The following is a 25,038-nucleotide window of genomic DNA, read 5'->3' as shown; positions in this document are numbered from 1 at the left end:
TTAATAAGTCCAATCTCTTGTTTTAGGCTTAGGAACCAAATTATGACTGGTATCACATCACCAAAACCTTTGAATATTGTTGCTGTTTCTGGTGGCTTAAATACCCCATCTAAAACGGAAAGTTTGGTTCAAGCCATTCTTGATGAGTTATCCGAAGCAACCGATATTAAAGTTCATTTTATTAAATTAAGCGAAATTGGGCCTTTATTAGGCGGTGCATTTTATCGCAACCAACTTCCACAGCGCGTACAAGATGATCTTGCAGCGGTTGAAGCAGCTGATGCTTTAATTGTAGGTACACCAGTTTACCGCGCATCTTTTACGGGTCTTTTCAAACATTTCTTCGATTTTGTTGAACAAACTGCATTGGTCGATGTGCCTGTACTTTTAGCAGCATCAGGCGGTAGTGATCGTCATGCACTGGTACTTGAACATCAACTTCGTCCATTGTTCAGCTTCTTCCAAGCACAAACTTTACCAATTGGCGTATATGCAACTGATCGTGACTTTACCCCTGAATATACGGTGAAAAGCGAGCAATTATCAGATCGTATTACATTAGCCGTGGCACGTGCATTGCCAATTTTAGAATGGGCACCAGCGAAAGGTGAACGTGCTGAAGTAGTCAAATCTAAGACTCAGCAAGCAAATCAAGAGCTTGGTATTAACAAGCAAATTGAGCAAGAAGAAGTATTACCTTCAGCGGCTGTGCCTGATCTTGATGCGGCAGAGTCTCGCTTGCATCACAAGTCTGGCAAATCATTAACAACGCATGTTGCCTAAGTGCAATATCGCTAAATAAAAATACGAATTGGGGGAGCAAACCATGACGCAATTACAACAACCAATTAAATTTGCTTATTGGGTACCAAATGTAAGCGGTGGCCTTGTAGTAAGTAACATCGAACAGCGTACAGACTGGAGTTATGACTACAATGTTCGACTTGCACAGGCTGCCGAAAAAAATGGTTTTGAATATGCGCTCACTCAAATTCGTTTTACGGCGGGGTACGGAGCAGAAAACCAACATGAATCAGTAAGTTTCAGTCATGCATTACTAGCAAAAACTGAAAAACTTAAGGTGATTGCGGCTATTCTGCCCGGCCCCTGGAAACCGGCACTCGCAGCTAAGCAACTTGCAACAATTGATTATCTAACTGAAGGCCGTATTGCCATTAATGTGGTGAGTGGTTGGTTTAGAGGAGAGTTTGATGCGATTGGTGAAGAGTGGCCAGAGCATGATCAGCGCTACGTCCGCTCTGAAGAATTTATCCGTACGTTAAAAGGAATCTGGACCACCGATAACTATAGTTTCGATGGTAAATACTATCAATTCCAAAACTACACACTTAAACCGAAACCTCTGCAAAAGCCTCATATTGAAGTGTTTCAAGGCGGGAGCTCACGTGCAGCACGTGACATGGCTTCACGTGTATCTGACTGGTATTTTACCAACGGTAATACCGTAGAAGAAATTCAAAAACAAGTCGAAGACATTCGCACTAAAGCTAAAGCCAATAATCATCAGGTTAAAATTGGTGTAAATGCGTTCATTATTGCTAGAGATACCGAAGAAGAAGCAAAAGCGGTACTTCAAGAAATTATTGATAAAGCCAACACTGAAGCGGTAAATGCTTTTGGCGATGCAACACGTGAAGCAGGTGCAGCTTCTCCAGAGCAACAAGGTAACTGGGCAAAATCAAGTTTTGAAGATTTAGTGCAATATAACGATGGCTTTAAAACCAATTTAATTGGTACACCGCAGCAAATTGCAGAGCGTATCGTGGCGCTTAAAAATGTAGGTGTTGATTTGATTCTTTCTGGATTCTTACATTTCATTGAAGAAGTAGAATATTTTGGGGAAAAAGTTCTACCACTCGTTCGCCAATTAGAACTTCAACAAGAAAAGGAGATAGAAATTCAAGCGAAATCAGCCTAAAAAACTTCATTTAAAGCAGCGCAAGACAATAAAAACAATAAATTAAAAATAAAGACTTATTGGCTCCAAGACTCGGCTTGGAGCCTTTATTTTTTAAGATTTCTCGACTTCTCGAATCACTGTTTCAACCGAATAACGGCACCATTTTGAAAGTTTCTCGATAAATTCATTTAATGCTGCGGGTTCAAAATGACTCACAATCATATAGCACGCATTGCCCATCACTTTAAAGCATTCATCTATTTGTTCATATTGCTTAACCAAATTTTCAATTTCTTCAAAAGCGCGTTGTTCATTTAAATGCAAATGAATAAATTGCTTATGCGAATATTGCACGGCAATTGTGTAGTTTTTGATGACACCAGCATCCATTAACTGAGCAATTCGAGCGCCCACTGCCTGCCCTGTTCGATGCACACGTTGCCCAATTTCTTTATTGGTTAGTCGAGAATCCTGTTTAAGCAATGCAATAATTTTTAGATCAATCGGGTCTAATTCAATATTCATTTTTCATGGCGAAAGAAAACTGGCGGTAATGCTTTCATCTGACTATAGCCGATTTTACGGTCAGAGAATAATCTTGTTTTATCTCATATCAACAAGAGTGATCTCATGAAACAAGCACTATTAATTATCGATGTACAAAATGATTATTTTAAAAATGGCAAAATGGAATTGGTTGGGCCAGAGCAAGCGCTAGAAAAAATAAAACAACTCGAACAATATTTTAACGAGAAAAACTTACCAATTATTTATGTACAACATATTAACCCGCCACAAGCGAGTTTCTTCCAAGAAAATACAGATGGAGTTTTACTTCACCCTGAACTCAGTGCTCACGATGAGTCATTGATCGTAACAAAGCACTATCCAAACAGTTTTTTAGAAACCAATTTAGAGGAACTTTTAAAAGCACATCAAATTGAGCAACTCGTGATTACAGGCATGATGACTCACATGTGTATTGATTCAGGGACACGCGCAGCCAAAGAACTGGGCTATCAACCCATCTTAATTGCAGATGCCACCGCAACTCGTGATTTAAGCTATGCTGGGAAGACTACAAAAGCAGAAGACGTACAAACAGCTTTTTTAACTGCGCTGAGTACGTTTGCGAATGTACAAAATACTGCTGACTTTTTAGTAAACTCTTAAATAAGGCTCCATAAAAAAACGCCCCTAGTTTGGGGCTTTTTTTTAAATTAGTTTTGCTTATCGGGATAAACCGTTGCAATTAACTGATCTACCACAGCAGGTTCAGCCAAAGTTGAAGTATCACCTAAACTATCTAATTCATTTGCCGCAATCTTTCTTAAAATACGGCGCATGATTTTACCCGAACGCGTTTTAGGTAATGCTGGTGCCCAATGTAGTGCATCTGGTGAAGCTACTGGCCCGAGTACTTTACGTACCCAGTTGATTAACTCTTTACGCAATTCTTCCGACTCTGGAACACCCGCTTGTAGAGTCACAAAAGTACAAATACCTTGTCCTTTAATATCATGCGGCATACCCACCACCGCAGCTTCTGCCACGGCTTCATGTGACACCAGAGCACTTTCAATTTCAGCCGTACCTAAACGATGGCCTGAAACGTTCAAGACATCGTCAACTCGACCTGTAATCCAGTAATAGCCATCTTCATCACGACGAGCACCATCACCTGTAAAATAGGTATTTTTAAAGGTCGAGAAATACGCTTCAATAAAGCGATCAGGATCACCCCAAATAGTACGCATCTGGCCCGGCCATGAATCTTTAATGACTAGGTTACCTTCAGCCGCACCTTCCAGCTCATTGCCTTCACCATCTACAATGGCAGGTTGAACACCAAATAACGGACGTGTTGCAGAACCCGGTTTTAAAGCTGTTGCACCCGGCAATGGAGCAATCAAAATACCGCCTGTTTCGGTTTGCCACCATGTATCAACAATCGGGCAGCGGCCTTCACCAACAACGTTGTAGTACCAATTCCAAGCTTCAGGGTTAATAGGCTCACCGACCGAACCAAGTAAACGCAGGCTGCTACGGTTACTTTCACGTACAAACGAATCACCTTCTCGCATCATGGCGCGAATCGCAGTTGGCGCTGTATATAAAATAGAGACTTTGTGCTTATCGACCACATGACCAAGACGTGCCCATGTTGGATATTGAGGCACACCCTCAAACATTAAGGTCGTCGTACCATTTGCAAGTGGGCCATAGATCAGATAACTATGACCTGTAATCCAACCTACATCTGCCGTACACCAGTACACATCATCTTGTTTTAAATCAAAGACCTCTTTAAAGGTACTTGTTACATATACTAAATAACCACCTGTGGTATGCAAAACACCTTTCGGTTTACCTGTCGAGCCCGAGGTATAGAGAATAAATAATGGGTCTTCAGCCTTCATCGGTTCTGGAGGACAGTTGGCATCTACTTCCATAATAATGAGGTGATACCACAAATCACGGCCCGGTTTCATTTCAATCGGGTTCGCATTACGGTAAACCACCACTACATTTTCAACACACTCTGTGCCCGGCAACTCTAGAGCCAAATCGACATTTTCTTTGAGTGGTAATAGTTTTCCGGCACGTAGACTTGAGTCTGCGGTAATCACCAGTTTAGCTTGGCTATCTTCAATACGACTTGCTAAAGAGTCTGGCGAGAACCCACCAAACACCACGCAGTGAACAGCACCAATACGGGCACAGGCTAACATGGCAATCGCAGCCTCAGTGACCATCGGCATATACAGCACAACACGGTCACCTTTACCAATGCCATATTTCTTTAAAACGTTGGCAAAACGGCAGACTTCGTCGTGTAATTCTTTATACGAGACAATTTTATGACGAGAAGGATGGTCACCTTCCCAAATAATTGCAGGTTTATGAGGGTGTTCTTTAAGATGCCTGTCTAGGCAGTTTGCTGACACATTCAACTCACCATCAGCAAACCATTCAATCTTGAAATTGTCTTTGTCAAAACTCGTATTTTTAACTTGGGTAAATGGCTTTATCCAATCGACAATTTTAGCTTGCTCTGCCCAGAATTCATCTGGGTTCTCGATAGAGTTTTGATAACGTTTAAAATAGTCTGCTTCAACAGTACGAGCTGTTTTTTTAAATTCCTCTGGTACTGGATAGATCTCATTCATACGCAACTTCCTTGATCTTGTGCATCCCATCTCGAGACTGTGGCTATTATTTTACTGGATCTTATTTGCATGCCTTTGCAGTATGATGACTCTTTCAAAGTCTAAACAATGCGACTTTGGTCACATATTGATCACTTACTCAAGCACACGAAATTGTGAACATTTTTATAAAATTAAGTTGATTTAAAACATTTGTCTATAGCTTTTACTTTTATAATTTTTGCAAGATTTGATGGTTTTGATCATCAACAAAGATTATTTTGTCTCTCATACGCAACACAGGAATAAAATAATATGTTTGCCCAAACAAGCTCCTCACGCCCACCACAACTCCCTTTTAAAGATAGTCCGTTTTCAATTCATGGACGTTTTAATCGTATGAGCTATTTAGGTGGTTATGGACTGATTTATTTAGTCACCCTGTTGGGCTATTTCATTTTGGCTTCATTTCTTGGAAGTTTTCAGCTTTCAAGCAATTTATTTAATTTTGAATTTTATAGCTCTCTTTCTGGAGCCAGTGCCTTGGTAGTCTGGGCTTTTTCGCTGTTCCTGATTTATTTAAATATTGTTCTCGTTGTTCGACGTTTGCACGATCTAAATAAGAGTGGCTGGATGGGATTGCTATTGTTCATTCCAGTTGTTCAGTTCTTTTTTATGATTTATTTACTGCTTGCCTCAGGTACAGCAGGTCCAAACGAATACGGTCCTGTTCGACCAGCAACGTTTATAGAAAAACTGATGGCTTGGCTTATTTTAGTCGCTATTTTAGTTAGCCTTATTTCAACAGCAGGAATTTTTTATTATTTCTCAGGGACTGATACCTTAGAAACACCGACACAAATCTTACAAAAAGGAACGGAATACTTTTAATTAAAAAACACTTTATTATTTAGATGAACTCATTATAGTAGGCGCACATTTTATCTCCTACTATGATGAAAGCCGAAAATCGCTTTCATAAATTTTTTTAATTGAGACTTGCCGTGGCTGATGAACAAAAATCCTTAACGGATGTCGCAAAAAATACAGGCGAACTTTTGCAAGAAGCGGGCACTAAAACCACTCAAACGGTTTTAGCCCATACTGAAAAGTATCATGATGCCTATACCACTATCGATAAAATCGTGGATAGCTTCTGGGAACGTGTGCCTTATATATGTATTGCGATTATCGTTTTTATTATTTTTTGGCTACTGACCAAATTATTTAAGTTCTTTGTTCGTAAAACCTTAGAAAACCGCTCTTACACACGCCAAAACCTCGTTTTGGTCTTAAACCGTGTAGGCAGCACAGCGATTTTATTCTTTGGTTTCTTAATTGCTTTAGTGATCTCGATTCCAGGGTTCACACCGGGCCAACTCATGAGTGCCTTAGGTATTGGTTCGGTCGCAATTGGTTTTGCTTTTAAAGATATCTTTCAAAACTTATTGTCAGGCATCTTAATCTTATTAAGCGAACCATTCCGCATTGGAGACTCCATTGTTGTCAATTCGCTTGAAGGAACTGTTGAAGATATTCAAATTCGTGCAACATTCTTACGCTCGCCAGATGGCCGTCGAATTGTTATTCCAAACGCAACTGTTTATACGAGTGCTTTAACGGTAAATACTGCTTATCAACAACGACGCTGTGAGTTTGTAGTCGGAATTGGATATGACGATGACGAACAAAAAGCCAAACAGATTATTTTAGATATTCTTAATAATGACCGAAATGTACTGAGTCAGCCAGCCTTCTCGGTTAATGTTACAGCGTTAGCAGATTTCTCGGTTAACCTGACTGTACGCTGGTGGGTTGATACGACTGAAACTGATATTTCGTCGTCTACGAGCACCATTCAAGCTCAGGTCAAGCAAGCTTTTAATGCGAACGGAATTAATATTCCTTACCCAATTCAGGAATTAAAAATGGCCGCAAATCAGCCACTTTTAAACCCTGAAACATCAACTAAATAAACGACCTAAAATATAAGAAATAGACGTTTCAGTTCTTAAAATACGGTTGCCTAAGCTCACAGCTTGGCAGCCGTTTTTTGTGAGCAAATCAACTTCATAGGGAATAAAACCACCTTCAGGCCCAACGACGATACTACAAGCATGTGGAATATTAACTGGCATGCTCTGCTCGGCATAAGGGTGAGCCACATAGGCTGGTGTTTCTTTCGAGATCAAGTTTGGCAGAACGTCTTCAACAAAGAGTTTAAAGCGTTTATACATGTGAATTTCAGGAACAATCGTGTCACCTGCTTGCTCAAGCCCTAAAGTCACATAGTTATCGAGTTGTTGCAAAAATGGAGTTTGCCAATAGCTTTTATCTACGCGATAACTATGAATCAAACTAATTCTTTCCACCCCTAAAGTCACACTATCCATAATTAAACGGCGTAAAACTTTGGGTCTTGGTAAAGCCACAATTAAATGAACCGGAAGTTTTGCAGGTACAGTTTCTTCACTAATAGGCCGTATACAAACTTCTTGCTCGTTAATCGAAATAATTTCAGTGGTATAACGTGCGCCATTACGAACACCAACTTTTAGATTTTGGCCAACCGTAATATCAAGATGTTCACGTAAATGTTGTAATTGGCGCTTTGAGTGAATTAACCACGTGTCTGACTGAATATCTTCAGGCTCTAGTAAAACGATATTCATGGTTTGTCGGCCAAATACCGATTAATTACGCCAATATGTTTTTGCAATGAACCTTGGTTACGTTGTAAGACTTTATGTGCTTGTTCTACTACTTGTTGGGTTTGATCAGGTTCAGCTAAACATGCCATCCAGATTGCTACAACTTGCTCAGCGTCTTGGGCGATGAGCACACCATTTTCGTCAATGAATTCATCGACAATGGTTTGGAAATTAAAGTAACGAGGTCCAATGACGGTCGGCACATTCAAAACCATAGGCTCTAAAATATTATGTCCACCACCCGGCTCATTTAAAGAACCACCTACAAAACACACCTGACTTAAAGCGTACCATAACCAAAGTTCCCCCATACTATCGGCTAGATAAACCTGTGTACTCGTATGAATACTTTGGTTCAAGCTTCTACGGTGAGTAATTAAATCTAGGTTTTGGCAAATTTCAAATACTTCATCGAAACGTTCAGGATGTCGAGGTACGACAATACAAACTAACTCTGGATCTGACTTTAAATAAGGCTGAAGTGCTTGCAAAATTTGTTGTTCTTCGGGTGCATGTGTACTGGCAATTGTCAGTACTTTTCGTTCGCCCAAATACCATAACTGGTGTAGCTTTGCTGCCTGATTTATAAATGCTTCTGGTGCGTGAATATCAAATTTAATATTTCCAACCACCTGACTTTTTTGTTGATCTAAGCCAAGCTCGACATAGCGTTGGCGAGTAGCATTATCTTGCGCTAATACCCAGTCAATTTGTTTGAGCATTCCTGCTGTTAAACCTGAGACTCGACTATAACCTTTAGCTGATTTTTCTGATAACCGCGCATTTAACAATAAACAGGGAACTTGTTGTAGCTTGGCTTGATCAATTAAATTTGGCCAAAGCTCAGTTTCAACCAATGCTAAAAGTTTTGGCTGATACAATTCAAAAAATTGTTTTAAAAGGTGCTTTTGATCAACAGGCAAATAAACTGCTTGAAATAAATCTAAATAAGGTGCTTTTAAAAATAATGATTTCGCACGTGCCTGCCCAGTTTTAGTCGTATTAGTAACTAGCACAGGTTGTCCGAGTTTAAGATAGTGCTCGATTAAAGGCTGCGCAGCATTGGTTTCTCCAACCGAAACAGCATGGAACCAAATCGCTCTCACATTTTTTGGAGATTCAAACGGCCCAAATCTTTCCAGACATTCCTGATTATATAATTCCTGGCTTTCTGCACGTTTTTTTATCCGCCAGTGGTAAAAAGGTTTTAATAAATGGAGTGCGGTGTTGTACCAAAATGGGGTCGCCAAGCGGTTTGCCTCAAATAGTCAAAGTTTAAAACTGGGGAAAATATAACATAGATAGAAAAAATGGCAGAGTTTCGATACCTAAACTCTACCATTACAAGAAAAGCGATTTACGGAACCCATAAATGAATGAGGTCAATAAATTATCAGTTTAAAAAATTACGAAGCTTCTAGCGTTGGATAGTCTGTATAACCTTCAGCACCTTTTGCATATAAAGTTGTTGGTTGAAGTTCATTTAAAGGTAAGTCTTGCTCTAAACGCTGTAAAAGATCTGGGTTGGCAATATATGCTTTACCAAAAGATACTGCGTCAGCTTCACCATCACGCAAAATACGTTTTGCTGACTCTGGTGTTAGGTTCTCATTCGCAATCCATACACCATTAAATTTTTCACGAAGTTTAGGACTAATACTGTCAGCAGCTTCATATTCACGAGAGAAGATGAAAGCAACGTTACGTTGGCTCAGTTGTTCAACAACATAACCAAAAGTTGCTAATGGATTTTCATCACCCATATCGTGTGAATCACCACGTGGTGCAATATGTACACCTACTCGGCCAGCGCCCCACACTTCAATAAATGCATCAACGACTTCTAATAATAAACGTGCACGGTTTTCAACAGGGCCACCGTATTCATCATCACGTTGGTTGGTATTACTTTGAAGGAACTGGTCAATTAAGTAACCATTCGCTGCGTGTAATTCAACACCATCAAAACCAGCTGCTTTAGCCAATTCTGCTGAATGTTTGTATTGAGCAATAACTTCTTGAATCTCTTCAATTGAAAGTGCACGCGGTGTTACATAAGGACGTTTAGGACGTAATAAACTCACTTCACCCGCAGGTTGAATTGCACTTGGTGCAACAGGAATATCACCATCTAAAAGTTCAGGATGCGAAATACGGCCAACATGCCAAAGTTGAGCTACAATTTTTGAACCTTGAGCATGAACTGCCTCAATAATTTTATTCCAAGCCTGTGCCTGCTCTTGTGACCATAATCCCGGAGTTTCTGCATAACCCACAGTTTTTGAACCAATCACTGTTGCTTCAGTCAAAATAAGACCAGCATTTGCACGCTGTTGATAATATTCAACCATCAAATCATTAGGTACTCGGCTTTCACCACTACGCGCACGCGTTAATGGAGCCATTACCAATCGATTTTTGATTTCAAAATCACCAACCGTTAAAGGAGTATTGAGTTCAGCCATAGTCGCCTCGACTTACACTTTATATTGTTAAAGTGTTTGTTTTAAATGTTCGATATATTGCTGAATCAAAGCTTCGTTACGTGAAAAATAAGACCATTGACCATATTTTTGGACCTGAATCAGACCCGCCTGTTGTAAAACAGACAAATGATTCGACATTGTAGACTGTGCTACTTTGCCCAATCGTTCAATATGACCTGCACAAACACCCTTCTCAAAACTACCACCACACTCTTCCACTGGTAAATAATGCGCAGGTTCTTTCAACCATTGCAAAATCTGCCGACGTAGCGGATTGGAAAGGGCTTTGCTAATTGCATCAATATCCATAGGCTCAACACGTCTTTTAAACGAACAAAGCTTTATTCAGCATTTCGAAACCATCATATCGCATTTTTGCGATATTCATATCTATTTTTTTCGATATTCATATCGCATTTTTTCGATTAAGATTCGAAGGCTGAATTGCTTTGCCGTTTTAATCGCTAAAAATCCAAGAGTTCTACATATTCATAGATGAACTGTATTTAAACTAAAAGTTCAGCAGACTCTTATAAACCTTGTTTTAAGCTCGCCTCAATAAAGCGATCAAGGTCACCATCAAGAACAGCACCTGTATTAGAGTTTTCAACACCCGTGCGTAAATCTTTAATACGCGAATCATCTAATACATATGAACGAATTTGGCTTCCCCAACCAATATCAGACTTCGAGTCTTCTAGAGCTTGAGCCGCTTCATTACGTTTTTGCATTTCCAATTCATACAAACGCGCACGTAATTGTTTCCATGCATGGTCACGGTTAGCATGTTGCGAACGCTGGTTCTGACACGCCACCACAATACCTGTTGGAGTGTGAGTCAAACGTACTGCCGAATCGGTTTTGTTAATATGCTGACCACCTGCCCCAGATGCACGGTAAGTATCGGTACGAACATCAGAAGGATTAATATCAATTTCAATGTTGTCATCAACTTCTGGTGAAATAAATACCGCAGAGAATGAAGTATGACGGCGGTTACCACTGTCAAATGGTGATTTACGAACTAAACGGTGGACACCCGATTCTGTGCGTAACCAACCGTAGGCATATTCACCCTCAACACGAATTGTTGCAGATTTAATACCAGCTACGTCACCATCAGATACTTCCATGAGTTCTGCTTTAAAGCCATGACGTTCAATCCAGCGCATATACATACGTAAAAGCATAGATGCCCAGTCTTGTGCTTCGGTACCGCCTGAACCTGATTGAATCTCGACATAGCAAGGATTCGGGTCCATTGGGTTACTAAACATACGACGGAATTCAAGTTTAGCCAGTTCATCTTCAGCAGCACTAAGCTCTGACTGAACATCTTCAAGCAAGCTTTCATCATCAGCTTCTACAGCCAAATCTAACATCGCTTTTGCATCTTCAAGTTGTGTTGACAACCCATCCAATACATTAATAACGTTTTCTAGTTCGCCCTTTTCTTTTGCCATCGCCTGAGCACGGCTTTGATCATTCCAAATCGCAGGGTCTTCTAACTCACGTAAAACTTCTTCTAAACGCTCTTTTTTCAGATCGTAGTCAAAGATACCCCCGTAGTGTTTGGCTACGATCAGTTAAGTCTTTCAATTGGTTTAGATAAGGATTAATTTCCACGCGAGTGTTCCCATAAGAGCAGATAAACAGTCAATTATTTTAGCATAGCTGCGGTTATCTTCGAACCTGCTTTGTATTTCTCATTATATTTCACTCATCTAATTTCTAAATTTTCTTCAGTTCATTTTAAGCTTAACCAGTAACATCCTCATACAAAATTGGGTACTTTTACAGCATTTTTTATGATCTACACAAAATCTCCTCAATTTTAATAAAATTAAACATTCTATTTTTATAGTTTAAAATCAAATACTTAAGTTAAACATACTTACAAAAAAAGCACATAGTTACAGTGCGGTTACTTGTGCAAGATTGACGCTACCCGATTTTCCTCTAGACTAAAAGTTGTAACAAAACATTTATAAAATCGCTTTTTAGAGGGGAGAGATTCCATGAAAAAACTAGCAATTGCATCAGCTCTTTTATCTGCACTCGCAGTAAGTGGCGCAGCAAACGCTTACCAAGCTGAAGTTGGTGGTTCTTACAATTATCTTGATCCAGACAACGGTAGCAGCGTAAGTAAATTCGGTGTTGACGGGACTTATTACTTTAATCCTGTTCAAACTCGTAACGCTCCACTTGCAGAAGCAGCATTTTTAAGCCGTGCAAGTAATGTTAACGCACTTATCAACTATGGCGATAACAGCGGTACTAAAGATACTCAGTATGGCGTAGGTGTTGAATACTATGTTCCTAACTCAGATTTCTACCTTAGCGGTGATGTAGGCCGTAATGAGCGTGAAATTGATAACACCAATATTGATAGCAAAGTAACTACTTATGCAGCTGAAGTAGGTTATTTACCAGCTCCAGGTTTATTACTTGCACTAGGTGTTAAAGGTTACGACGAAAAAGATGGTAAAGACGGCGCTGATCCAACAGTTCGTGCTAAATACGTAACTCAAGTAGGTCAACATGACGTAAACCTTGAAGCGTTCGGTGCGTTTGGTGACCTAGACGAATATAAAGTTCGTGGTGACTACTACATCGATAAAACTTTAAGTCTTGGTGTGGATTACTACAATAACGACTTAACTGATAAAGATGAATTTGGTATTAATGCTAAAAAATTCTTAAATCAACAAGTAAGTCTTGAAGGTCGTATTGGTTTCGGTGACAACGATAACACTTATGGTGTTCGTGCAGGCTACCGCTTCTAATCTTACCTAAAAGTTTATAAAAAAATCCGCTCAAATGAGCGGATTTTTTTATTGGTTTAAATGCACAATACGCAATTGTAAATTTACATTACCCTTAAATACATTACGATCAATCTCATAGACCAAATGAACTTCATCTCGCATAGGATTAAATTCAAATCGTCCAGCGGCATTAAAAGCAATCGCATCAAAAGTATATTGATCAAGAGCCAATCTAAGTTTTAGATGTGTTTCTTTAAGCCAGCGATAATCGACAACTTTAAAATGTCCTTCAAACTGAGGAAAAGGGAATTTTTGCCCCCATGGCCCAAGCTGCTCTATCCAGTCCAATGTGTCTAGTTGCAAAGCCGAAGCTGGTAATTCCCCATCCGTCCATAGCGTTGCTTGAAATAAAGATTCTTCCATAGCTGCAACACAGCCAGTAAAAACAGTTTTAAAAGCATCAAAATTTTCTTTACGTATCGTTAAACCTGCCGCCGCCGCATGTCCACCAAAATGGCTCACCAATTCCGGATGTTGTTCAGCAACCTGTTCAATCATATCTCGAATGTGCACACCATCAATTGAACGTGCAGATCCTTTAATATGGACACCATCTTCATCTGGTGCAAAGACAATAGCTGGGCGATGAAACTGTTCTTTTAAACGCCCTGCGACAATCCCAATCACGCCTTGATGCCAGTTTTCTTCAAAGAGCACCAGAGCTGGGGGAATATCTTCTTTTGAGAGCTGCAAACTATCTAAAGCAGATAAAGCTTGTTGCTTCATCTCTCCTTCAATTTGTCGCCGCTCTATATTCAACTGATTTAATTGTTGAGCAATCGGGTAAGCTGTTTCCATAGAGTCTGCTAATAAACACTCTATACCGATTCGCATGCTCTCCATACGCCCAGCAGCATTAATACGCGGACCTAAAACAAAACCTAGATCTTGTGCACGCAAAGACGACGCCTCTCGGCCAGCAATATCCAACAGTGCCAATATTCCAACTCGACACTGATGTTGCTGAATACGTTTTACGCCCGCATCGACCAATATACGGTTGTTATAGTCTAGAACAGCCACATCTGCATAAGTTCCCAAAGCGACTAAATCTAGATATTGAGTGACTTTACTTGTGCTTTTACCTTGTCTGCTACGTAAACTTGCCAAATTGGCCAGCACATAAAATGCAACACCAACACCAGCAAGCGCCTTACTTGGAAAATCACAGCCTAACTGATTTGGGTTAACCACCGCTTCTGCTAGAGGCGTTTCTTTTGTTGTTAAGTGATGATCGGTAATAATAACTTGCATGCCCAGCGCATGGGCTGTATCAACTCCAGCATGACTGGAAATTCCATTATCAACTGTAATTAATAAATCAGGTTGATAAGTTTGATGTGCAAGCTCTGCAATTGCGGGGGTAAGCCCATATCCGTATTTAAATCGGTCTGGAACTAAATAGTCGACTTGTGCTCCCATATCGCGAAGCACCAATACCATTAACGCTGTACTAGTAGCTCCATCCGCATCATAGTCACCGACAATAACAATCTTTTTCTGTTCATCAATAGCTTGATCTATTAATGCCACAGCGGTTTCTAGCCCCTTGAGCTGTGGGGCTAATAAATTCTTAAGCTTTAGCTCTAATTCCTGTTCAGATTCTACTCCACGCCTTGCCAAAATCTCGGCAATAAACGGAGGCACGCCCTGAAACTGTTCAGGGCGTGTCAATAAAGGTCTTTGTTTGATTTGTATTTTTGTCATTTAAGGCATCAGTCGGTGCAACGTCCATTGACCGTCGATTTTTTCATAACTCAAGCGGTCATGTAAACGATTTGGTCGCCCTTGCCAGAATTCAAAATAATCTGGTTGCAGACGATAACCGCCCCAGAACTCCGGCTTATCAAGCACTTCACGGCTTTCAACTTGCTGTTGTAATTCTTGAAAACGTTGCTGTAACAGCTCTCGGCTTTCAATTTTACCGCTTTGGGGAGTACTGATATGCGCTGCAATCTGGCTATCACGTGGTCGCTTAAGGTAGTAATCTGTAGATTCTTGCTCAGCAATTTTAACTACACGACCACCCACTCGCACCTGACGCTCTAGACTTGGCCAGTAAAATAATAATTCGGCATATGGATTTTCTGCCAAATCAATACCTTTTTGACTATCATAATTCGTATAAAAATCATAACCAGCTTCTGTGGCCCCACGTAACAAAACAGTTCTAACATGAGGTCTGCCATTTGCACTTGCGGTTGCTAATGACATTGCATAGGGTTCATGCAAATTCGCTGCTAGAGCATGGTTAAACCAACCAAGAAACTGCTGATGAGGGTTAGATTCAACCTGCCCCTCATGCAACTCACCTTGCTCATAACTTAAGCGTAATTCACTTAAATCTTTGATGACATCACTCATGTCATGCACCTTATGCGACTTGTGCTTGTGAACGAACTGAATCTGCTAAATGCTGAGCTAAAGCTTTCACCTCTTGCTCATCATCACCTTCAACCATGACACGAATCACAGGCTCTGTTCCAGACTTACGAATCAAGATACGGCCACGGCCTTTGAGCTGTGCTTCTGCTTTATCAAATTCAGTAACCAATGCCGGAATAGAATACGGATCAAGCATTTGTTCTAAACGTACGTTCAAAAGAACTTGTGGGAATAATTTAAAGTCTTGAACCAATTCATGAAGAGCCTTGTTTTGCTCAACCATCACAGTTAAAACTTGAAGAGCGGCAATAATGGCATCACCAGTCGTACTCTTGTCTAAAGTTAGAATATGACCAGAAGGTTCGCCACCTATCACCCAACCATTTTCTTCTAAAGCTTGTAATACATAGCGGTCACCAACTTTTGCACGAATAAAGTTAACGTTTGCTTTTTCAAGTGCAACTTCAAGTGCCATATTACTCATGACAGTACCAACAATACCCGCTGGCTTATTTTGAGCTTGAGTCGCCAAAATATATAAAATATGGTCGCCATCAATTAAGTTACCAAACTTATCAACCATCACAACACGGTCAGCATCACCATCAAAGGCAATACCTAAATCTGCTTCGTGCTCAACTACTGCTTTTTGTAAGTGTTCAGGATGTGTTGAACCACAGCTCTCATTAATATTTAAGCCATCTGGTTCATTATATAAAGCAACAACTTTTGCCCCTAACTCACGGAAAACTGAAGGTCCAACGCTATATGCAGCGCCATGAGCACAGTCCAACACAATCTTTAAATTATTTAAATCAAAGTGGTAAGGGAATGTAGATTTACAGAATTCAATATAGCGACCATTTGCATCATTTACACGAACACTTTTACCTAAGTTTGCAGTGTCCTCAATGAATAAATCTTTTTCTAATTCGCGGTTAATTTCTTCTTGTAACGAATCTGGTAATTTTTTGCCTTCACTTGAGAAGAATTTAATCCCATTATCATAATATGGATTATGCGATGCAGAAATAACAATACCTGCATGTGCATGCAAAGCACGGGTAAGATGTGCAATGGCTGGTGTTGGTAAAGGACCAAGTAGATGAACATATACGCCAGCAGCGTTTAAGCCCGCCTGCAAAGCAGATTCTAAAATGTAGCCAGATAAACGAGTGTCTTTTCCTAATACAACGAGTGGTTTATTTTTTTGACTCGTTCGTTTTAATACCTTCCCTGCAGCAAAACCGAGTTTTAAAGCAAACTCTGGAGTAATAGGCATTTGCCCAAATTTTCCACGAATACCATCCGTTCCAAAATAACTCATAGCTTATCTCATTCTTACGCCACTTCAGCGGTGGCTCACTTCATATATGGCAATTCCGCCATATTTCTTTTCTCGGATTTACTTTACACCAAAAACAAAAAGCCGTCAGTGTAATGACGGCTTTCTTCATTGTTTTGGTTACCAAAATCTAACCAACACGATAGTTTGGAGCTTCTTTAGTAATCGTTACATCGTGAACATGTGACTCAGACATACCTGCTGAAGTAATTTTCACAAATTTCGCATTTTGGCGAAGATCTTCAATCACAGCTGAACCGGTATAACCCATCGATGAACGTAAACCACCCATCATTTGATGAACGATATTACCCATTGGGCCTTTATATGGAACACGGCCTTCGATTCCTTCTGGTACTAATTTCTCAGCACCCGCTTTTGAATCTTGGAAATAACGGTCAGCAGAACCAGTTGCTCCCGCCATTGCACCTAATGAACCCATACCACGATATGCTTTGTAGTAACGACCTTGGAAAAACTCAACTTCGCCCGGCGCTTCTTCAGTACCAGCTAGAAGTGAACCAACCATGATCGTGCTTGCACCCGCACCGATCGCTTTTGCCATATCGCCAGAGAAGCGGATACCGCCATCTGCAATTAAAGGAATTTGATCTTTTAGTGCGCTAGCAACGCTGTCAATCGCAGAAATTTGTGGCATACCAATACCTGCCACAATACGTGTTGTACAGATAGAACCAGGACCAATACCCACTTTTACAGCATCTGCACCAGCATCTAATAATGCTAATGCAGCATCACCAGTTGCAATGTTTCCACCAATCACTTGAACTTGAGGGAAGTTTTGTTTCACCCAACGTACACGTTCAATTACACCAGCTGAGTGACCGTGTGCTGTATCAACAACAATGACGTCAACACCAGCTTCAACCAATGCTTCCACACGACTTGGTGTATCAGCACCTGTACCTACCGCAGCACCAACACGTAAACGGCCAAGGTCATCTTTACAACTGTTTGGATAACTTTCAGCTTTGCGGAAGTCAGTCACTGTAATTAAGCCTTTAAGTTCGTTGCTCTCGCCAACGACCAAGACTTTTTCAATACGGTGTTTTTGCAATAATGCTTGAATATTTTCTTTAGACTCGCCTTCACGTACAGTGACTAAACGATCTTGGCCTGTCATGATGTTGCTAACAGGTTGTTCTAAATTAGTTTCAAAACGCGTATCACGGCCTGTCACAATACCGACAACCTTGCCGTCTTTAACAACAGGTACACCGCTAATGTTATTAGCAGTGGTAATTGCAATCAGTTCACGTACTGTAGTTTCAGGCGTTACAGTGATAGGATCTTTCACCATACCCGCTTCGAATTTCTTTACACGGCGTACTTCTGCAGCTTGAGCAGCAATATCCATGTTTTTGTGCAAAATCCCGATACCACCATTTTGTGACATCGCAATCGCCATACGTGACTCAGTCACTGTATCCATTGCAGCTGAAACTAATGGGATATTTAAATGAATGCCGCGAGTTAATCGTGTCTTTAAAGAGACATCTTTTGGGAGAACAGTAGAGTAGGCAGGAAGTAATAAGACATCATCGAAGGTTAGCGCTTCTTGAACGATGGTCAGCATAACAATCTCACTGGTAAATTCCGTGAGCTATTATAAACAAATTTCAATGCAATTTTCATATTATCTTTGCCTTTTTCAGTAATAGATGTAGAGCTACTCTAAATAATTCCTACTTATTATCGTTTTAACGTTATTTTTTAACCCATGTTTTTGCAACCCAGAATTTTATCTGGGTTGATCATTAGACATCATATTTAGGCAGGACAACTAAAAACTTGTTCTGTCATCAAGTCGACACCACAAGGTAAAACCTCAATCCAGTCCAAAAACTGATTAATCATTTCTTTGCCAATAAATGGACTGCCATGCTGTGGAACAATCATTTGAATGTCCATCTGGCGGACCATGTTTACCCATAAACGGATAACCTTATTGGAACACATATAGCGTTGGTGAAAAGCTTTCATTTTCGAAACATGCGTATCGAAATCTGTCAAAAGTTGATTGGCATCCTCAACAATCGAAGCGCCCATATCTCCAGAAAATAAGATTTTGGCAACGGGATCATAAAACTGAAAATTACCGACCGAATGTAGAAAATGGGCAGGAACTACAACTAACTTTGATTCCCCCAATTGAATCACTTGGCCACGGTCAGGTAATTCAATAAGACGGTCTTCCCAATTACCTTTCATACGTTCACTCATAAAAGACGAGTTTAAGTGAGGTAAAAATCGTGCCCATAATTTTGATGCCACGACTTTAGCATCTGTATAGACCAACCAGCGTGGCATTGAGGTAATAATATCCGGATCCTGATGCGAAGCCATCACATAGTCCAGATTTTTCAAACGTGTATATTTATTTAATTCCATCGTTAATGGAATATAGGTCAAATCGCCACCCGGATCGATTACAGCAGCACGCTCATGATCAATAATTAAAAATTGATTGGCTTGAATACCTTCCCCTTTGACCAAACTGGTAAAACTAATACATTTATGTACGCCATTATCGAATAATATCTGCGATGTTGTTTTTTCAAACCCCATACAATTCCCCAAAAAAACTTTAAATATTAGATATTTTTATATCCATACTAAAATAAAGGGATTCGATAACTCTTGCAATGAATTGCTTTATTTTTCTCATAATATTTTAAAATAGCTTTTGCTTTTCTTATTTTATAAATGAATCATAATGTTATTTAAAATTCACCTGCAATAAATTAAAATAATTCTCATTATCATTTTTGTCTTTTGCGCTGCCTAGACCTCCCATGAACCAAGCACCTTATTTTTCAAGCTCCAAAACATTGTTAGCAGTTACTATTTTTAGCTTAATGACAGCAAGTCATGCTGATGAAACAGCAGAACAACAGAATTCGACCAGTGTGCTACCCACAATTTCTATTCAGGCGCAAAAAGAACCCAGCTCTCCCTATGTCGCAACAAAAGCAACCTCTGCCCTAAAATCAGATGCACCCTTATTTAAGACGGCTCAATCGGTTTCTGTGGTGACTCGTGAACAGCTCGACCAGAAACAAGCTAGAACTCTAGCAGATGCACTTGAAGGTGTTGCAGGTGTCGAAGCTGGAAAACTTGGTCGTCGTGGTTGGGATGATTTTGTTATTCGTGGGCAGACCTCTTCCGATTCGGTTTACGTAGATGGTTTAAGAGTTGGACAAAATACTTATGTTGCCACTGAACTATCAGGCATGGATCAGATCCAAGTCTTAAAAGGCCCTGCCTCTATTAATTTCGGTTTGGTTGCACCAGGTGGTATGGTCAATTTAGTCACTAAACGCCCAGAAGCAGAAAACTTTGCACGTGCTAGCATGACTTATGGCAGCTATAATTTAAAAGAAGGTACATTCGATTTAAACTATAGCCCTAATAATAGTGAAAAAGGTGCTTTTCGTTTAAATGGCCGCATCTCTGACCAAGATGACCCGACAGATTATGTGTATTTTAAAAATTACTATATCTCGCCTTCTTACAACTTCGACTTAGGTGATAAAACTGACCTCTCTGTAATCGCAAGCTATCAGCATCGTGAATATATTCGTCAGCAAGGCTTGCCTGTAATTGGCACATTAAAAGACAATCCTAACGGCGCTATAGACCGAAGTTTATATATTGGCGATCCTAATTTTGGTAAATATGAAGCAGATGTTTATCGTACGGGTTATACGTTTAAACATGCCTTTGATAATGGCTGGAACTTTAACCAGAATTTTGCCGTCCAAAAAACCGAAATGGATGGCACTGCGGTTTTTGCTCAAACTAAAAAGTTTTGGGCAGACTCATCTTATACAACCATTAACCGAGCTAATAATAGTCGGCATCAAGTGATTGATAACTTAAGTTTCGCCATCGATAACCGTTTAAACAAACAGTTTGATTTATATGGCATGCAGCACGACATTAATATTGGCGTAGATGCTTTTCAGGAAAAAAGTGACTACACCAATGATAAATACGATATTGGCAATTTAAATATCTATGACCCCGTTTATGGTCAAAACGTGACATTGAAACAAAATGTTCTGGATATTAATCGTCTCAAATATTTGGGCCTCTATTTACGTGACCGCATTCAACTTAATGACCAATGGCTTTTAAGCTTGTCTGGACGCCAAGACTGGGCACAAACCCAAAGCACAAGTTTAGTTACAAGTAGTGCAAGCAAACAATCAGACAATGCTTTTACGGGTAGCGCCTCTGTCATGTATACCCTTAATGGCATTGTTGCCCCTTATGTCAGCTATGCCACTTCATTTACACCTAACAGTGGTACTGATGTAAATAACAATCCGTTCAAACCTGAAGAAGGAAAACAGGTTGAAGTCGGAATGAAATTACAAAGCCCTGATCAACGAGTTCAAGGTGCTATCGCTTGGTATGATTTAAAACGTCAAAATGTTTTAGTCACTGATACTGCGAATAGTGGCTATAAAGCTCAGCGTGGCGAACAGTTAACACGTGGTATTGAAACTGAGCTCAGCGCAGAAATTTTAGAAGGCTTAAAACTAACAGCTGCATATACTTACACTATGGATGCTGAAATTAGTAAAGATACAAACGCGAGCAATGTAGGAAAAGCACTCGATAATATTCCTGAGCATGCTTATAGTTTGTCAGCACGCTATAAATTTGACCCTACATCAAAACTTGGTTGGTATGTTGGTGGTGGATTTCGTGGTGAAACATATAAAACTGTCGATGGCTTAGATGTTCACATTCCAGGCTATACAGTCTTTGACACTGAAGCTGGCTACGATGCAGGACATTGGGGTGCTCAACTTGCTATCCGTAATTTATTTGATAAAGATTACTATGCAGGTGCGCTGAACGAGAATTTAGTGACGCTCGGCAACCCACGCCAAATTAACTTCACAGTGAAATTTAACTACTAAAATGACCTACAAAAAAACGCACTCGAATTGAGTGCGTTTTTTATGGCAACGTTAAATGCTTTAGAAGAAATAATGCTGCACTAAAGTAGAGATACCTACAATTAAGAAAATTGCAGCACCAATTTTATGGATGAGAGAGATAGATAAACGTTCAGCTAATTTATTACCAATAAATACAGCTGGTGCATTGGCAATCATCATACCTAAGGTTGTGCCTAGCATTACCCAGAAAATGCTGTCATAACGTGCAGCTAAAGCAACTGTCGCAATCTGAGTTTTATCACCAATTTCTGCTAAGAAGAACAGGATAAAGGTTGCACCAAAAACACCAAATTTTTGCCATCTGTTAATGCTATCTGTTTCATCATCTAGCTTATCTGGAATAAGCATCCAGAAGGCCATACCAATGAAACCACCCGCAAGTACCCAAACTAAAATTTCGGGACTCAACACGGTTGTAATCCACTGTCCAAGCACAGCAGAGATACCATGGTTAATTAAAGTGGCTAAAAGAATCGCAATGAGAATAGGGATTGGCTTACGGAAACGTGCAGACAGTAAAAGGGCCAACAATTGAGTTTTATCGCCCATTTCAGCAAGGGCAACAATCGAGGTAGAAATCAGAAATTCTTGCATGTCGTTTCTCTGGCTAGCATAAATGCCCATGACCTACCCCTCCTGCTAGCCAAATATCTGCAGAGTGGTAAATCAAAGGTCTTGCCAACTCGGAAACGATGAGACGTTTAAGCTATGATGACCATGTTCTGTTGAACAATTATGTTGATCATCACCTATTCATTCAGAAATGAATAGCGGCTACTCCCCAATGAAGTATGTGCTCATTATATTCGAGCAGTTCTATTTTTCAAACAAAAAATTTTATCCATGCCCATACTAACAGACGCCCCAAGCCTAATAGTAAAGCTAAACAGATACTTAAATTAATAAAACCAAAATTGTTAATGCCAGCTATATGTTGTGATTGAAATTCAAACGGCAAAATAAGCGTTGCCACAAATACTTCCAAACCGATTGCAACGTAGGTCATCCACTCCCAAGGAAAGTGCAAAAAACTGACCCATAATCCCATCAATAAAAATACAACCAACAGAATCGGCAACATGATTTTTAAAAAACCCACCATCTATTATTTCTCCTTTACCTAAAACGAGAAATTTTTCCTCTCTCGATCACTCCCTCTTAATCTTTAGATTAACCTAAAATTAATTAAATTAAATACCAAAATAAAACCCCGCCGAAGCGAGGTTTTAATGATTCATTTCAGAATATTAGATTAATAAAGTACGAATATCTTTAAGAAGTTTCGTAAGTTTATTGGTAAATCGAGCGGCATCTGCACCATTAATTACACGGTGATCATAAGACAACGACAACGGCAACATTAAGCGTGGATCAAAGTCTTTACCATTCCAAACCGGTTGCATCGTTGCAGGTGAAATACCCAAAATCGCAACTTGTGGCCAGTTTACAAGTGGTGTAAATGCTGTACCACCAATTGCGCCTAAGCTTGAAATGGTGAAATTCGCACCTTGTAAGTCTTTCGGTGTTAATTTCTTATCACGTGCTTTTTGACCTAACACACCCAATTCAACTGCGATTTGCTTAATTGATTTTTGGTCTGGGTTACGAAGTACTGGCACAGTTAAACCATCAGGTGTTGCTACCGCAATTCCCATATGGATTTCATTGCGCAAGAGCACTGATTTACCGTCATCAGATAGATGACCTGCGAACTCACGCTCTTCTTTTAACAAATACGCAACTGCTTTGATAATGAATGCCATAATCGTCAGGCTGATACCTTCTTTTTTGAAGTTGCCTTTCAGTTCATTACGCCAATCTTCTAACTCAGTAATGTCAGCCAAATCAAACTGAGTGACTTGCGGAATAAAGTTATTCAACGACAATTGCGGAATTGATACTTGCTGCAAACGCGTCAGTACTTTTTCTTCCACTCCACCAAACGCAGTGAAGTCAGGAAGCTTTGGTAAACCCGAAACCGCTGGTGCAGCCGCAGCAACTGGTGCAGCTTGTGGCGCAGTTAAACGAGTCTTCACATAAGCAAAGATATCTTCTTTAACAACACGGCCATGCTCACCAGAAGTTTTAACTTGTGACAAAATCACACCAAGTTCACGAGCAAGCTTACGTACAGCAGGACCTGCATATACTTTAGCGTTTTCGGCTTCTTGCTCTTTAGTTAACTTGTCACTGCCAGACGCTGGAGCAGATACAGCCTGAGTCGGAGCAGGAGCTGCCGCTTTAGGTGCTGCTGCCTGTGGAGCTGGAGCTACTTCTGCTTTTGCCGCAGCAGGTGCTTGGCCTTCAGCTTCAATTGTTGCAAGCAATATACCTTGTGAAACCTGTTGGCCTGCTTGCAAGTGAATCGCTTTCACAATGCCCGCAACAGTACTTGGAACTTCAACAGTCGCTTTATCTGACTCAACCACAACAAGGCTTTGGTCTACATCAACTTTATCGCCAACCTGAACCAAGATTTCAGCAACAACTGCTTTATCTACGCCCAAATCAGGAACGTTAATATCAACTGGTCCAGATTGAGTAGCAGCCGTAGCTACAGTTTCTTTTTGAACTGGTGCAGGCGCTGCCGCTGCTGTAGAAGCAGGAGCTTCAACTGGCGCACTCGATGCAGATGTTGTTTTCACTTTAATGAGCACAACACCTTCTTTAACTGTATCGCCTTCTTTAACTTGAATGCTTTCTACAGTACCCGCAACACTACTTGGTACTTCTACAGTTGCTTTGTCAGATTCAACAACAACGATGCTTTGCTCAATATCGATTTGCTCACCAACTTTTACTAAGATTTCACCAACGAGTGCTTTTTCAACACCAATATCAGGAACTTGAACTTCAACCACTTGGCTAGTGGTTGCCGCTGCAGGTTGTGCAGCAGTTGAAGTCTGTTGTACCGCTGCCGGCGCTGCTGTTTGTTCAGCTGCTGGAGCAGGTTTTGCAACTTCTTCTGTTTGAGCTACAGGTGCAGCACCTTCAGCCTCAAGTTCAAACAATACCGTACCTTCAGTTACGCTATCGCCTTCCTTGATTAAGATACTTTTTACGACACCTGCTGAAGTGCTAGGCACTTCAACAGATGCTTTATCTGACTCAAGTAAAACAAGGCTGTCATTTTCAGCAATGCTGTCACCAACTTTTACCAAAATTTCAGCAACAACTGCTTTATCTACACCAATATCAGGGGTCTTAATTTGCATG

The 25,038-nt window shown here is 40.2% G+C and carries 22 protein-coding genes and 1 riboswitch; of the genes, 7 read left to right on the top strand and 15 right to left on the bottom strand.

The features are described 5' to 3' along the window. Positions 1 to 42 precede the first annotated feature (42 nt). Together msuE and sfnG are read left to right on the top strand one after the other, a co-directional pair. Positions 43 to 783 carry an FMN reductase gene (gene msuE, locus AOLE_RS00880; RefSeq protein WP_005300671.1) on the top strand — a complete coding sequence of 247 codons (741 nt, stop codon included), beginning with the start codon at positions 43 to 45 and terminating at the stop codon, positions 781 to 783. Between the two features lie 43 nt (positions 784 to 826). Then, positions 827 to 1,939 (top strand): dimethylsulfone monooxygenase SfnG, encoded by a 1,113-nt coding sequence (sfnG, locus tag AOLE_RS00875; protein ID WP_005300669.1) that lies wholly within the window; start codon positions 827 to 829, stop codon positions 1,937 to 1,939. A gap of 93 nt (positions 1,940 to 2,032) precedes the next feature. Here the strand turns inward: sfnG and AOLE_RS00870 are convergent, their stop codons facing one another. Next, a complete protein-coding gene (locus AOLE_RS00870; RefSeq protein ID WP_005066843.1) occupies positions 2,033 to 2,446 on the bottom strand; it encodes an Lrp/AsnC family transcriptional regulator in 414 nt (137 codons plus the stop codon). A gap of 105 nt (positions 2,447 to 2,551) precedes the next feature. Between AOLE_RS00870 and AOLE_RS00865 the strand changes: the two genes are divergently transcribed. Next, positions 2,552 to 3,094 (top strand): cysteine hydrolase family protein, encoded by a 543-nt coding sequence (locus AOLE_RS00865; protein WP_013196610.1) that lies wholly within the window; start codon positions 2,552 to 2,554, stop codon positions 3,092 to 3,094. A 47-nt stretch (positions 3,095 to 3,141) separates the two neighbouring features. On the opposite strand, the gene acs is transcribed toward AOLE_RS00865, so the two are convergent. Further along, positions 3,142 to 5,091, bottom strand: a complete 1,950-nt coding sequence (acs, locus tag AOLE_RS00860) for an acetate--CoA ligase (protein ID WP_013196609.1) — start codon at positions 5,089 to 5,091, stop codon at positions 3,142 to 3,144. 294 nt (positions 5,092 to 5,385) lie between these two features. Between acs and AOLE_RS00855 the strand changes: the two genes are divergently transcribed. Both AOLE_RS00855 and AOLE_RS00850 read left to right on the top strand, forming a co-directional pair. Beyond that, the gene (locus AOLE_RS00855; protein ID WP_013196608.1) at positions 5,386 to 5,961 is read left to right on the top strand and encodes a DUF805 domain-containing protein; all 576 of its coding nucleotides are present in this window, start codon (positions 5,386 to 5,388) and stop codon (positions 5,959 to 5,961) included. Positions 5,962 to 6,074: 113 nt separating this feature from the next. Continuing rightward, positions 6,075 to 7,046: a mechanosensitive ion channel family protein gene (locus AOLE_RS00850; protein ID WP_013196607.1), complete on the top strand. Its 972-nt coding sequence runs from the start codon at positions 6,075 to 6,077 to the stop codon at positions 7,044 to 7,046. Here AOLE_RS00850 and AOLE_RS00845 read toward each other — a convergent pair. From AOLE_RS00845 to prfB, 5 genes are all read right to left on the bottom strand, one after another. After that, a complete protein-coding gene (locus tag AOLE_RS00845) occupies positions 7,035 to 7,742 on the bottom strand; it encodes a 16S rRNA (uracil(1498)-N(3))-methyltransferase (RefSeq protein ID WP_013196606.1) in 708 nt (235 codons plus the stop codon). The genes AOLE_RS00850 and AOLE_RS00845 overlap by 12 nt on opposite strands. Continuing rightward, positions 7,739 to 9,031 carry a 3-deoxy-D-manno-octulosonic acid transferase gene (locus tag AOLE_RS00840; RefSeq protein WP_013196605.1) on the bottom strand — a complete coding sequence of 431 codons (1,293 nt, stop codon included), beginning with the start codon at positions 9,029 to 9,031 and terminating at the stop codon, positions 7,739 to 7,741. Before AOLE_RS00840 ends, AOLE_RS00845 begins: the two co-directional genes overlap by 4 nt. A gap of 156 nt (positions 9,032 to 9,187) precedes the next feature. Further along, positions 9,188 to 10,246: an alkene reductase gene (locus tag AOLE_RS00835; protein ID WP_013196604.1), complete on the bottom strand. Its 1,059-nt coding sequence runs from the start codon at positions 10,244 to 10,246 to the stop codon at positions 9,188 to 9,190. Positions 10,247 to 10,273: 27 nt separating this feature from the next. Beyond that, on the bottom strand, positions 10,274 to 10,576 hold the full coding sequence (locus tag AOLE_RS00830; protein WP_002121891.1) for an ArsR/SmtB family transcription factor: 303 nt from the start codon (positions 10,574 to 10,576) through the stop codon (positions 10,274 to 10,276). Positions 10,577 to 10,797: 221 nt separating this feature from the next. Continuing rightward, positions 10,798 to 11,893, bottom strand: a protein-coding gene (prfB, locus tag AOLE_RS00825; RefSeq protein WP_107880456.1) for a peptide chain release factor 2 whose coding sequence is annotated in 2 segments (ribosomal slippage) — positions 10,798 to 11,820 and positions 11,822 to 11,893 — 1,095 coding nt in all. Because the reading frame shifts where the segments join, the coding sequence is not laid out codon by codon here. 392 nt (positions 11,894 to 12,285) lie between these two features. Between prfB and AOLE_RS00820 the strand changes: the two genes are divergently transcribed. Continuing rightward, the gene (locus AOLE_RS00820) at positions 12,286 to 13,053 is read left to right on the top strand and encodes a putative porin (RefSeq protein ID WP_004790036.1); all 768 of its coding nucleotides are present in this window, start codon (positions 12,286 to 12,288) and stop codon (positions 13,051 to 13,053) included. Between the two features lie 48 nt (positions 13,054 to 13,101). Here the strand turns inward: AOLE_RS00820 and recJ are convergent, their stop codons facing one another. From recJ to AOLE_RS00795, 5 genes are all read right to left on the bottom strand, one after another. Continuing rightward, positions 13,102 to 14,802, bottom strand: coding sequence for a single-stranded-DNA-specific exonuclease RecJ (recJ, locus tag AOLE_RS00815; RefSeq protein WP_013196603.1), 1,701 nt, complete (start codon positions 14,800 to 14,802; stop codon positions 13,102 to 13,104). Continuing rightward, positions 14,803 to 15,459: a pyridoxamine 5'-phosphate oxidase gene (gene pdxH / locus AOLE_RS00810; RefSeq protein ID WP_013196602.1), complete on the bottom strand. Its 657-nt coding sequence runs from the start codon at positions 15,457 to 15,459 to the stop codon at positions 14,803 to 14,805. 10 nt (positions 15,460 to 15,469) lie between these two features. Continuing rightward, a complete protein-coding gene (glmM, locus tag AOLE_RS00805; RefSeq protein WP_013196601.1) occupies positions 15,470 to 16,807 on the bottom strand; it encodes a phosphoglucosamine mutase in 1,338 nt (445 codons plus the stop codon). A 148-nt stretch (positions 16,808 to 16,955) separates the two neighbouring features. Next, positions 16,956 to 18,422, bottom strand: a complete 1,467-nt coding sequence (guaB, locus tag AOLE_RS00800) for an IMP dehydrogenase (protein WP_004790042.1) — start codon at positions 18,420 to 18,422, stop codon at positions 16,956 to 16,958. 194 nt (positions 18,423 to 18,616) lie between these two features. Beyond that, positions 18,617 to 19,414, bottom strand: coding sequence for an oxygen-binding di-iron domain-containing protein (locus AOLE_RS00795; RefSeq protein ID WP_013196600.1), 798 nt, complete (start codon positions 19,412 to 19,414; stop codon positions 18,617 to 18,619). A 227-nt stretch (positions 19,415 to 19,641) separates the two neighbouring features. Between AOLE_RS00795 and AOLE_RS00790 the strand changes: the two genes are divergently transcribed. Beyond that, positions 19,642 to 21,780 carry a TonB-dependent siderophore receptor gene (locus tag AOLE_RS00790; protein WP_013196599.1) on the top strand — a complete coding sequence of 713 codons (2,139 nt, stop codon included), beginning with the start codon at positions 19,642 to 19,644 and terminating at the stop codon, positions 21,778 to 21,780. Between the two features lie 60 nt (positions 21,781 to 21,840). On the opposite strand, the gene AOLE_RS00785 is transcribed toward AOLE_RS00790, so the two are convergent. The 3 genes from AOLE_RS00785 to AOLE_RS00775 form a co-directional block, all read right to left on the bottom strand. Further along, entirely contained in the window at positions 21,841 to 22,416 is a 576-nt protein-coding gene (locus AOLE_RS00785) for a TMEM165/GDT1 family protein (RefSeq protein ID WP_013196598.1), read from the bottom strand. A gap of 15 nt (positions 22,417 to 22,431) precedes the next feature. Beyond that, a riboswitch (yybP-ykoY riboswitch) is annotated at positions 22,432 to 22,617 on the bottom strand. 28 nt (positions 22,618 to 22,645) lie between these two features. After that, on the bottom strand, positions 22,646 to 22,924 hold the full coding sequence (locus tag AOLE_RS00780; RefSeq protein ID WP_013196597.1) for a hypothetical protein: 279 nt from the start codon (positions 22,922 to 22,924) through the stop codon (positions 22,646 to 22,648). A 145-nt stretch (positions 22,925 to 23,069) separates the two neighbouring features. Continuing rightward, on the bottom strand, positions 23,070 to 25,037 hold the full coding sequence (locus AOLE_RS00775) for a 2-oxo acid dehydrogenase subunit E2 (protein ID WP_013196596.1): 1,968 nt from the start codon (positions 25,035 to 25,037) through the stop codon (positions 23,070 to 23,072). Between the last annotated feature and the right edge of the window lies 1 nt (position 25,038).

The organism is Acinetobacter oleivorans DR1, from assembly GCF_000196795.1.
Lineage (GTDB): Bacteria > Pseudomonadota > Gammaproteobacteria > Pseudomonadales > Moraxellaceae > Acinetobacter > Acinetobacter oleivorans.
Note: the sequence above shows the minus strand (reverse complement) of the source record. Positions and strands in the feature narration are given on the sequence as shown.

Excerpts from the sequence above, each read along its gene's own strand:
- msuE (WP_005300671.1), top strand. The coding sequence starts at position 43 with ATGACTGGTATCACATCACCAAAACCTTTGAATATTGTTGCTGTTTCT.
- sfnG (WP_005300669.1), top strand. The coding sequence starts at position 827 with ATGACGCAATTACAACAACCAATTAAATTTGCTTATTGGGTACCAAAT.
- AOLE_RS00870 (WP_005066843.1), bottom strand. The coding sequence starts at position 2,446 with ATGAATATTGAATTAGACCCGATTGATCTAAAAATTATTGCATTGCTT.
- AOLE_RS00865 (WP_013196610.1), top strand. The coding sequence starts at position 2,552 with ATGAAACAAGCACTATTAATTATCGATGTACAAAATGATTATTTTAAA.
- acs (WP_013196609.1), bottom strand. The coding sequence starts at position 5,091 with ATGAATGAGATCTATCCAGTACCAGAGGAATTTAAAAAAACAGCTCGT.
- AOLE_RS00855 (WP_013196608.1), top strand. The coding sequence starts at position 5,386 with ATGTTTGCCCAAACAAGCTCCTCACGCCCACCACAACTCCCTTTTAAA.
- AOLE_RS00845 (WP_013196606.1), bottom strand. The coding sequence starts at position 7,742 with ATGAATATCGTTTTACTAGAGCCTGAAGATATTCAGTCAGACACGTGG.
- AOLE_RS00835 (WP_013196604.1), bottom strand. The coding sequence starts at position 10,246 with ATGGCTGAACTCAATACTCCTTTAACGGTTGGTGATTTTGAAATCAAA.
- AOLE_RS00830 (WP_002121891.1), bottom strand. The coding sequence starts at position 10,576 with ATGGATATTGATGCAATTAGCAAAGCCCTTTCCAATCCGCTACGTCGG.
- AOLE_RS00820 (WP_004790036.1), top strand. The coding sequence starts at position 12,286 with ATGAAAAAACTAGCAATTGCATCAGCTCTTTTATCTGCACTCGCAGTA.
- recJ (WP_013196603.1), bottom strand. The coding sequence starts at position 14,802 with ATGACAAAAATACAAATCAAACAAAGACCTTTATTGACACGCCCTGAA.
- pdxH (WP_013196602.1), bottom strand. The coding sequence starts at position 15,459 with ATGAGTGATGTCATCAAAGATTTAAGTGAATTACGCTTAAGTTATGAG.
- glmM (WP_013196601.1), bottom strand. The coding sequence starts at position 16,807 with ATGAGTTATTTTGGAACGGATGGTATTCGTGGAAAATTTGGGCAAATG.
- guaB (WP_004790042.1), bottom strand. The coding sequence starts at position 18,422 with ATGCTGACCATCGTTCAAGAAGCGCTAACCTTCGATGATGTCTTATTA.
- AOLE_RS00795 (WP_013196600.1), bottom strand. The coding sequence starts at position 19,414 with ATGGGGTTTGAAAAAACAACATCGCAGATATTATTCGATAATGGCGTA.
- AOLE_RS00790 (WP_013196599.1), top strand. The coding sequence starts at position 19,642 with ATGAACCAAGCACCTTATTTTTCAAGCTCCAAAACATTGTTAGCAGTT.
- AOLE_RS00785 (WP_013196598.1), bottom strand. The coding sequence starts at position 22,416 with ATGCAAGAATTTCTGATTTCTACCTCGATTGTTGCCCTTGCTGAAATG.
- AOLE_RS00780 (WP_013196597.1), bottom strand. The coding sequence starts at position 22,924 with ATGGTGGGTTTTTTAAAAATCATGTTGCCGATTCTGTTGGTTGTATTT.
- AOLE_RS00775 (WP_013196596.1), bottom strand. The coding sequence starts at position 25,037 with ATGCAAATTAAGACCCCTGATATTGGTGTAGATAAAGCAGTTGTTGCT.